Origin of the sequence: Mesorhizobium sp. M7A.F.Ca.US.014.04.1.1, from assembly GCF_003998745.1 — a bacterium.
GTDB lineage: Bacteria > Pseudomonadota > Alphaproteobacteria > Rhizobiales > Rhizobiaceae > Mesorhizobium > Mesorhizobium ciceri.
Map to the genome: position 1 here is coordinate 1 of NZ_RZRW01001196.1, position 865 is coordinate 865.

At 58.4% G+C, this 865-nt stretch carries 1 protein-coding gene and 1 pseudogene; both read right to left on the reverse strand.

The annotated features are described in order from the left end of the window. Positions 1 to 37: 37 nt before the first annotated feature. Positions 38 to 532 carry a hypothetical protein gene (locus EOA22_RS35540; protein ID WP_127390711.1) on the reverse strand — a complete coding sequence of 165 codons (495 nt, stop codon included), beginning with the start codon at positions 530 to 532 and terminating at the stop codon, positions 38 to 40. 87 nt (positions 533 to 619) lie between these two features. Continuing rightward, positions 620 to 865, reverse strand: a pseudogene (locus EOA22_RS35545) (divalent metal cation transporter); the annotation flags it as partial.

Consider the following 865-nt stretch of genomic DNA (forward strand, 5'->3'; position numbering starts at 1 on the left):
GTCTTTGGTTTGCCGCCAACCCAGCCGGCACCGCGGTCTACGAGCGATCTTCCTTGCTGGACGCTTGTCGCCGCTGCTTCTCCAGAACCTCGTCGGTCCCAACCAGCTTCTTTGCTCCGCCTGAAATGGTCGTGGACACCACCGAAGGCGGATCGCTCGCGGGAAAGGAATCCTCCACCCCCGCCTGCAGTTGGTCCTCGAGCGTGCGTGGTTCTTCGGACCGGCCGGGCGTTCTGCGCGTGTCGATCTTCTCCAGCGACTGTTTCTTTTTCGGCGAATCGTTGGCGTTCCGGACCAGGGCGTAAAGCTGCTCGATCGCGAGTTCCTTGATCGTTTCGAAATCGGCCCGATCGTCCTTGGCAGCCTCGATTTGATCAACCATGGCTTTCTCGAAGCGGTCGAGGCTGTCGCCTCCGCAGGCATGGGAAAGGCGCAACAGGGCTTCGTTCAGCATCAACGGAGCGAAATGTGCTGAAGCTTCAAGCCTGAGTTGCCTTAAACGGTCCGGAGTTGCGGCCTGCAACTTTGACATGGACAACCTCCTTTCTCCCACAAGCGTCTCAACGGGATTTGACCGCCGATGTTCCACCGTGCCTGAACATCTGTCATGCCATGCGAGCTACAGGAACCAGCTTGCCACCAATCCCGCCGACGCCGCAAAAATCGCCAAGGTCGTCACGCCGCCCAGGATGTTCGTGCTTGTGCTGTTGACCTTGTCGCCCATGATCTTGCGATTGTTGGTCATGATGAGGATGAGAAGCAGCAGCGGCGGCGTTGAAAATCCTTGCACGATGCCGGACCAGACGAGAGCTTTCATCGGGTTGAAGCCGAAGAAATTGAGACCCACCGCCACCAGCGTTATGAC